Annotated in this window: 6 protein-coding genes; 4 read left to right on the top strand and 2 right to left on the bottom strand. The window is 73.0% G+C overall.

The window, feature by feature from the left end:
- Together OZN99_RS21230 and OZN99_RS21225 are read left to right on the top strand one after the other, a co-directional pair.
- On the top strand, positions 1-1401 hold a 1401-nt coding region (locus tag OZN99_RS21230; protein ID WP_270937246.1), incomplete at its 5' end, for an FAD-dependent oxidoreductase.
- Positions 1398-2624 (top strand): complex I 51 kDa subunit family protein, encoded by a 1227-nt coding sequence (locus tag OZN99_RS21225; RefSeq protein ID WP_270937245.1) that lies wholly within the window; start codon positions 1398-1400, stop codon positions 2622-2624. The genes OZN99_RS21230 and OZN99_RS21225, both read left to right, overlap by 4 nt.
- Here OZN99_RS21225 and OZN99_RS21220 read toward each other — a convergent pair.
- A complete protein-coding gene (locus tag OZN99_RS21220) occupies positions 2617-4068 on the bottom strand; it encodes a DASS family sodium-coupled anion symporter (RefSeq protein WP_270937244.1) in 1452 nt (483 codons plus the stop codon). The genes OZN99_RS21225 and OZN99_RS21220 overlap by 8 nt on opposite strands.
- A gap of 201 nt (positions 4069-4269) precedes the next feature.
- Here OZN99_RS21220 and OZN99_RS21215 point away from each other — a divergent pair, with 201 nt between their 5' ends.
- Positions 4270-5466, top strand: coding sequence for a glycosyltransferase family protein (locus OZN99_RS21215; RefSeq protein WP_270937243.1), 1197 nt, complete (start codon positions 4270-4272; stop codon positions 5464-5466).
- 36 nt (positions 5467-5502) lie between these two features.
- Positions 5503-6411 carry a DUF6492 family protein gene (locus OZN99_RS21210; protein ID WP_270937242.1) on the top strand — a complete coding sequence of 303 codons (909 nt, stop codon included), beginning with the start codon at positions 5503-5505 and terminating at the stop codon, positions 6409-6411.
- A 10-nt stretch (positions 6412-6421) separates the two neighbouring features.
- Here OZN99_RS21210 and OZN99_RS21205 read toward each other — a convergent pair.
- The coding region (locus OZN99_RS21205; protein ID WP_333779758.1) for a YihY/virulence factor BrkB family protein at positions 6422-7416 on the bottom strand (995 nt) is incomplete at its 5' end.

The raw sequence follows: 7416 nt of genomic DNA, 5'->3' as shown, positions 1-7416 counted from the left end.
GGCTGCGCGACGCGGGACGCCGACGTGCTGGTGATCGGCGGGGGCGGCGCCGGCTGCGTCGCGGCGCTGACCGCGGCGCGCGCCGGCGCGCGGGTGCTGGTCGCCACCAAGCTGCGCATGGGCGACGGCAACACGGTGATGGCGGAGGGCGGCATCCAGGCTGCCATCGGCGCCGAGGACAGCCTGCAGCGCCACTACGAGGACACGCTGCGCGCCGGCCACTTCGCCGCCGACCGCAGGCTGGCGGCGGCGCTGGCCTCCGATGGTCCGGACGCGATCCGCTGGCTGATCCGCCAGGGCATGTCCTTCGACCTGGAGGAAGAGGACGGCCACCCCGGCGAGCGCATCGGCGGCCACCTGATGCGCAAGAAGCCGGGCGGCGCCACCGCCGCGCGGCTGCTGTCCTATCGCGACTTCACCGGCCTCGAGCTCATGCGCGTGCTGCGGGAGGCGCTGCTGCTGACGGCCGGCATCGAGGTGCTGGAAGGCCACCCGGCGGTGGAGCTGCTGACCGATGCGCGCGGCCGCTGCGCCGGCGCCGTGCTGCTGGACCTGGAACGCGGGCGCCTGCTGCTGGCGCGCGCCGGCGCCACGGTCCTCGCGACCGGCGGCGCGGGCCGGCTGCACCTGTCTGGCTTCCCGACCTCCAACCACTACGGCGCGACCGCGGACGGGCTGGTGCTGGCCTACCGCGCCGGCGCGGCGCTGCGCGAAATGGACAGCTTCCAGTTCCATCCGACCGGCATCGCCTGGCCGCCGCACCTGGCCGGCACGCTGATCAGCGAGGCCGCCCGCGCCGCCGGCGGCCAGCTGCTGAACGGCGAGGGGCTCCGCTTCGTGGACGAGCTGGCCCCACGCGACGTCGTCGCCGCCGCCATCCTGCGCGAGCTGGCGGAAGGCCGCGGCGCGGAGCGGGAGGGGCAGGCCGGCGTGCTGCTGGACACGCCTGCGCTGGAACAGGCGCAGCCGGGCATCCTGAGGAAGCGCCTGGTCACCCTCTCGCACCTGGCGCATCGGGCGGGCTTCGACCCGGCGGCCGAGCCCTTCCTGGTGCGCCCGACGCTGCACTACCAGAACGGCGGCATCGCCATCGACACCGAGGGCCGCACCGGCGTGGCCGGCCTGTGGTGCGCCGGCGAGGCGACGGGCGGCATCCATGGCCGCAACCGGCTGATGGGCAACGCGCTGCTTGAACTCGTCGCCTTCGGCCGCCGCGCGGGCGCCTCGGCCGCCGCGGAGACCCGGTCGGAGCAGGAACGCGGCGTCGGCGTGGGGCACCTGGCAGATTGGCGGCGCGCGCTGATCGGCGCCGGCCTGCCGCTCTCGGCCAAGGCACCGCTGCTCTTCCCGGGCTACGGCCATTTCGACCTGGCGACGGCGCTGCGGAGGAAGGCGGCATGAGCGTGCTGACCGCCGCGGCGCTGCAGGTCGGCCCGGACCTCGCCGCGCATCTCGCCGCCGGCGGCGGCGCGGGACTGGAGCGCGCGCTGGCCGATCCTGCCGCGATCATCCCGGAGATCGAGCAGGCGGGCCTGCGCGGCCTGGGCGGCGCCGGCTTCCCCACCCACCGCAAGTGGCGCGCGGTGGCGGACCAGCCGGCGGGCAGCAAATGGGTGATCTGCAACGGCAACGAGGACGAGCCCGGCACCTTCAAGGACCGCTTCCTGCTGGAACGCACGCCGCACCAGGTGATCGAGGGCGCGCTGATCGCGGCGCTGGCGACGGGTGCCAGCCAGGTCGTGCTCTACGTGAACCCGCGGGAAGCGGCGGCGCTGGCCGCGACGCAGGAAGCGGTCGCCGCCTGGCAGGGCCATGCGCTGCTGGCGCGCGTCGCCGCCGCCATCGGCGCAGCCGTCGATCTGCGCGTGGTGGAGAGCAGCGGGCTCTACATCGGCGGCGAGGAGACGGCGGCGGTCGCCTCGGTGCAGGGCGGCTTCCCCTTCCCCGCGCTGAAGCCGCCCTTCCCGGCCGAGCATGGCGTGCATGGCGCGCCGACGCTGGTGAACAACGTCGAGACGCTGGCCCAGGCCGGGCACATCCTGGCGCGCGGCGCGGCGTGGTACCGCGCACTCGGGCGCGGCGCGCCGGGCACCAAGCTGTTCTCCCTCTCGGGCGACGTGCTGCAGCCCGGGCTGCACGAACTGCCGATGGGCACCACGCTGCGCGAGCTCGTCTTCGGCCATGGCGGCGGGATGCTGGGCGACCGGCCGTTCAAGGCGGTGTTCACCGGCGGGCCGTCCAACACGCTGCTGACGGCACGCGACCTGGACGTGGCGATGGATTTCGACAGCCTGCGCGCGCGCGGCTCCCGCCTCGGCACCGGGGCGATGATCGTGGTGTCGGAGGGCACCTCGATCCTGCGCAAGACGGCGGAGTATGTCGGCTTCTTCGCCGCCTCCTCCTGCGGGCAGTGCCCGCCCTGCAAGGTCGGCACCTTCCAGGTGGCACGGCTGTTGGCGCGGATCGAGGCCGGGCATGGCCGGCCGGGCGACCTGGACGCGCTGCGCAACCTGGCCGCGCTGCTGCCGGGCAGCGGGCGCTGCGGGCTGGTGGACGGGGCCGCGACCGTGCTGGCCAGCTCGCTGGCGGCCTTCCCCGAGGAATACGCCCGCGCCGTCAGGTGATGGCGAGGACCCAGGGCACGCCGACCACCAGCATCACCAGCAGGAAGATCGCGCCGAAGATCGCGCCCAGCCGCCAGTAGTCGCCGGAGGGCAGGTAGCCGCTGCCGTAGTAGACCGGGCTCGGCCCCGTGGCGTAGGGCGTCAGCACGCCCATGATGCCGAGGGTGAGGCACAGGCACAGCGTCAGCGCCTTCATGTCCATCCCCGGCACCGCCGCGCCCACCGTCAGCATCACCGGCAGCAGCGCGGTGACATGCGCAGTGACCGAGGCGAAGGCGTAGTGGGCGAGGTAGAACACCACCACCAGCGCGACCAGCGCCGTGGTCGGCGGCACACCGGCCACCAGCCCGCCGACCTTGCCGGCGAACCAGGCGACGAAGCCCACCTGGGCCAGCCCGCCGGCCAGCGCGACCAGCGTGGCGAACCAGACCAGCGTGTTCCAGGCCTGCCGGTTGGCCAGCACGTCGTCCCACTTCACCACGCCGGTCAGCACGATCCCGCACAGCACCGCCAGCGCCACCGTCGTGCCGTTGATGAACGACTCGCCGAACACCCAGAGCGCGAGCGCGACCACCACCAGCACGGCCAGCGTGACCTCCTGCCGGGTCAGGCCGCCCATTCGCGCCAGCTCGGCGCCGGCCCAGGCGACCACCTCCTCGCCGCGCGTCACCTCCGGCGGGTAGAGCCGGAAGGCGAGCAGCGGCACCGCGACCAGCAGGATCAGGCCCACCGGCAGGAAGGCCAGGAACCACTCGAACCAGGTGATGGTCACGCGCGCGGTGCGCCCCGCCAGCTCCACCGCCAGCAGGTTCGGCGCCAGGGCGGTGAGGAACATGGAGGAGGTGACGCAGGTGGCCGCGATGGCCGTCCACATCACGTAGCCGCCGATCCGCCGCGCGGACGGGTCGTCCGGCTTCGAATCGTAGAGCGGCGGCAGGTTGCGCACGATGGGGTAGATCGTGCCGCCCGACCGCGCGGTGTTGGACGGCGTGAAGGGCGCCAGCGCAAGGTCGGCCAGGGCGATGGCATAGCCCAGCGTCAGCGTCCGTCGCCCCAGTGCGCGGACCAGCAGCAGCGCGATTCGCCGGCCGAGCCCCGACTTGTCGTAGCCCAGCGCGAACATGAAGGCAGCGAAGATCAGCCAGACCGTCCCGTTGGCGAAGCCCGACAGCGCCCAGGACAGGGCGGCGTTGGCCGCCCGGAAGCCCGGCCGGGTCAGTTGGTCTGGGGCATAGAGGACCCAGGGCGCCAGGACCGTCACCACGGTCACGCCGACCAGCCCGATCAGGGCGCCGGGTATCGGTTCCAGCACCAGCGCCAGCACCACGCCGGCGAAGATCGCGGTGAAGTACCAGGCGTGCTGCGGCAGCCCCTCTGGCGCCGGCAGCAGCGCCAGCAGCACCGCCAGCGCGACCGGCGCAATCCCCTTCGCAAGTCCCACCATCCGGTCCCCCAAGCGGCGGCACCACACCGCACGGCCAGGATGCGGCGGCGACGCGGGGCACCTCAAGCGGGAGACTATGGGCAGGTTGCCCAGCCGGGGCGTGATCCGCCCTGCACATCGGGTGGCATGCCGTCTCGTTCCGTGCGAAGGGGTTACGCGCTATAGGTGACACGGAACAGCCGGACGGGGCTCCCACGTGCAATGATCCTGGTCTTCGAGACGACTTGGACCGGCACGACCCATGCGCCCGGCAACAGCGCGACGCTGCAGATCATCGCGCGCGCCTGGCCGAGCCAGCGGGTCGTGATGCATGCCGAGCCGTCGCACCTGGAGGAATTGCAGCGCGACCCGGAACTGACGGGGCTGCGCAACCTGGATTTCAGGCCGATCGCCCTCTCCGACCGCTACCGCGGCCGCCCGCACATCGTCTCCCTGTCCCGGCTGGTCGGCGAATGGCAGACCATCCGTGCCGCGCTGGCCGCCGCGCCGCGGAACGAGCCGTGCCTGGTCATGCTGATCTCAGCCACCTGCACCAGCGTCTTCGCCGCCTCCTGGGCATGCCGGCTGGCCGGGCGGCGCTGCGCGGTGCAGGTCGGGCTGCACGGCAACCTGAACGACGCCTTCGGCTGGCGCCCGCGCAACCCGCTGGCCCGGGCGCTGGACACCCGCGCCGCGCTGGAGGCCGCCCTGCCCGTCCATACCCGCTTCCTGGTACTGGAGGAGGCGATCCGGACCGAACTCGCCCGGCTCCTGCCCGCGGTCGCCGCGCGCACCGACGTCCTGCCCCTGCCCGTCAACACCGCGGAGGTCGCCGCCACGGCCGATCCGCGCCTCGCCGGACCAGTGCGGATCGGCTTCGTCGGCCTGGGTAGCGCCGCCAAGGGCTTCGACCTTTTCCTGGGCGTGGCGACGCGGCTGCGCGCGCGGTTCGGCGACCGTGTCGAATTCGTCCATGTCGGCCGTGCCATGGACGGCACCGACGATCCGCGCCTGTCCGCGCTGGCGCATCCGCCGGCGCACAGCCAGTTGTCGCGGGCCGAGTTCACCGAAAGGCTCGCCGGGCTGCACTACGTGCTGCTGCCGTTCCGGGAGGACTACTACAACCTGTCGGCCAGCGGCGCGCTGCTGGACGCGCTGACCTGGCTCAAGCCGGTCCTGGTCTCCCGCGTGCCGCTCTCCGAGCAGTATTTCGCCGAATACGGCGACATCGGCGCGCTCTGCGACGACCAGGCCGGCTTCGAGGCGGCGGTCGAGGCGATACTGCGCGACATGGACGGGAGCCGCTACGCCCGGCAGGTGGCGGCCCTGCACGCGGCGCGGGAGTCGCGCCGGGTGACCGCGCTGGCCGGACGCTATCGCCGCATCGTCGAGGAGGGGTTCCCTGCGCTGCTCACCTGACCGGCCGGAGCCGCGCCGCACCTGGGTGCGCGCCCGATGACCGTGCCCAGCCTCTGCTACGTGACCCCGAGCTTCGCGCCCGACATCGAGCGCTTCGCGCTGCTGCGCCGCTCCCTCGCGCTGTTCTCGCCGGACATCCCGCACATCGCCTATGTGGACACCGAGGACTGCGCGCAGTTCCGCGACCGCTTCGGGCAGGAGCGCAACCTGGAGATCGTGCCGACCGCCGAGTTGCTGCCCGCCGCCGTGGAAGCGGAACGCCGCTTCTGGCGGTCCTGGCGCGGCCGCGTGGCGGAGCGGATCGGCTGGCGGCTGAAGCTGGGCGCGCGCCCCTTCACGGGCTGGAAGCTGCAGCAGGTCATCAAGCTCGAGGCGATCTGCCGCCTGCCCCACGACGCCGCGGTGTTCCTGGATTCCGACCTCGTGCTGTGCGGCCGCATGGAGGCCGCGGATTTCTTCGCCGACGGCCGGCTGCGCCTGCTGGAGACACCGGCGGCCAGCTACGAGGATTTCGCCTTCGAGATCGCCCGACAGATCCTAGTCGGCGCACCGCTGCTCGAGCCCGCCCGGGCCTTCAACTACATCCACCAGGCGCCGCGTTTCCTGACGCGCACCGGCCAGGCGCTGCGCCGCCACCTGGACTCGCGTCACACCGATTGGCGCGTGCGCTTCTTCCGCGAAAGCTTCCCCAGCGAATACGATCTGCTCGGCTGGGCCACCCGCGTGCTGGAGGGCTACGTCGGCTACCATGTCGAGGACACGCCGCCAGAGAGCTGGGTCTACAACGTGAAGACGATGGATGCGCTGGACGCGCAGTTGGCGGAGTGCCGCGCCGAAGGCGGCCATCGGAAGTTCATCCTGGTGCAGTCCAACCTGCGCATGCCCGTCGCGGAGTACCTGCCGCGCGTGCAGGCGCTGATCGAGGACCTGGCCGCGCCGCGCTGAGGCCGCGCTTTCAGGGCGCGTCGCGCTCCACCACCGCCTCCCCCACCGTGTCGGCCACCACCGCGCCGCGGGCGCCGAGCGGCTTCGGGCGGCCTTCCGTGGTGTCGGTGGCGGTCTGGTGTTCCATCTCGGCATTCAGCTCGGCGCCGACCAGCACGACGACGACCGACAGCCAGATCCAGCTGACGAAGCCGATGCCGGCGCCGAGCGAGCCGTAGATCCGGTTGTAGCTGTCGAAGCTGACCACGTACCAGGAGAACAGCGCGGAGCCGACGATCCACAGCACCGCCGCCACGGCGCTGCCCCAGGTCACCCAGCGCCACTTCGCGACGCGGCGGCTGGGCCCGAAGCGATAGACCAGCGACAGCGCCAGCATGATCGCCAGCAGCAGCACCGGCCAGCGCAGCAGCGCGATCAGCCGCTCCGCCTGCGTCGCCAGGCCCAGCAGGCCGAAGGCGACCGGCAGGACCACCACCGCGGCCACCGCCGTCAGCACGAACAGCACGCCGCCGAGCGTGAACAGGAAGGTGGTGCCATAGAAGCGCAGCAGGCTGCGCCGCTCGCGTTCCTTGTACACCACGTTCAGCGCATCGAAGAGCGCGGCGACGCCGGAATTGGCGCTCCACAGCGACAGCAGCAGCGCGGTGGCGAAGGCGATGCCCAGCGCGTCGCCGCGCTGTCGCGCGACACGCGTGAGCTCGTCGCCGACCAGCAGCAACACGCCGTCGGGCACCAGCCCGTCCAGCAGCGCGAGGTGGGTGCGGATGCTCGCCGCATCGGCGAACAGGCCATACAGCGAGACCACGGTCGCCAGCGCCGGGAAGACCGAGAGCAGCGCGAAGAAGGCGACGCTGCCGGCGGTGGACAGCACCCGGTCGTCCGGGATGGCCCAGAGCACGCGCCACAGGATGTCGCGCCAGCCGCGCGCGGGGATCTCGCCCGGCGCCGTCGCCTCCCGGCCACGGCCGCGCTCCCGCGCCCGGGCGCGCGCGATGCGGAGCGGCG

The sequence above is a fragment of the Falsiroseomonas oryzae genome, from assembly GCF_027856955.1.
GTDB classification, from domain to species: domain Bacteria; phylum Pseudomonadota; class Alphaproteobacteria; order Acetobacterales; family Acetobacteraceae; genus Falsiroseomonas; species Falsiroseomonas oryzae.
The sequence above is the reverse complement of the archived record's forward strand: the minus strand, read 5'-3'. Positions and strand labels throughout refer to the sequence as shown.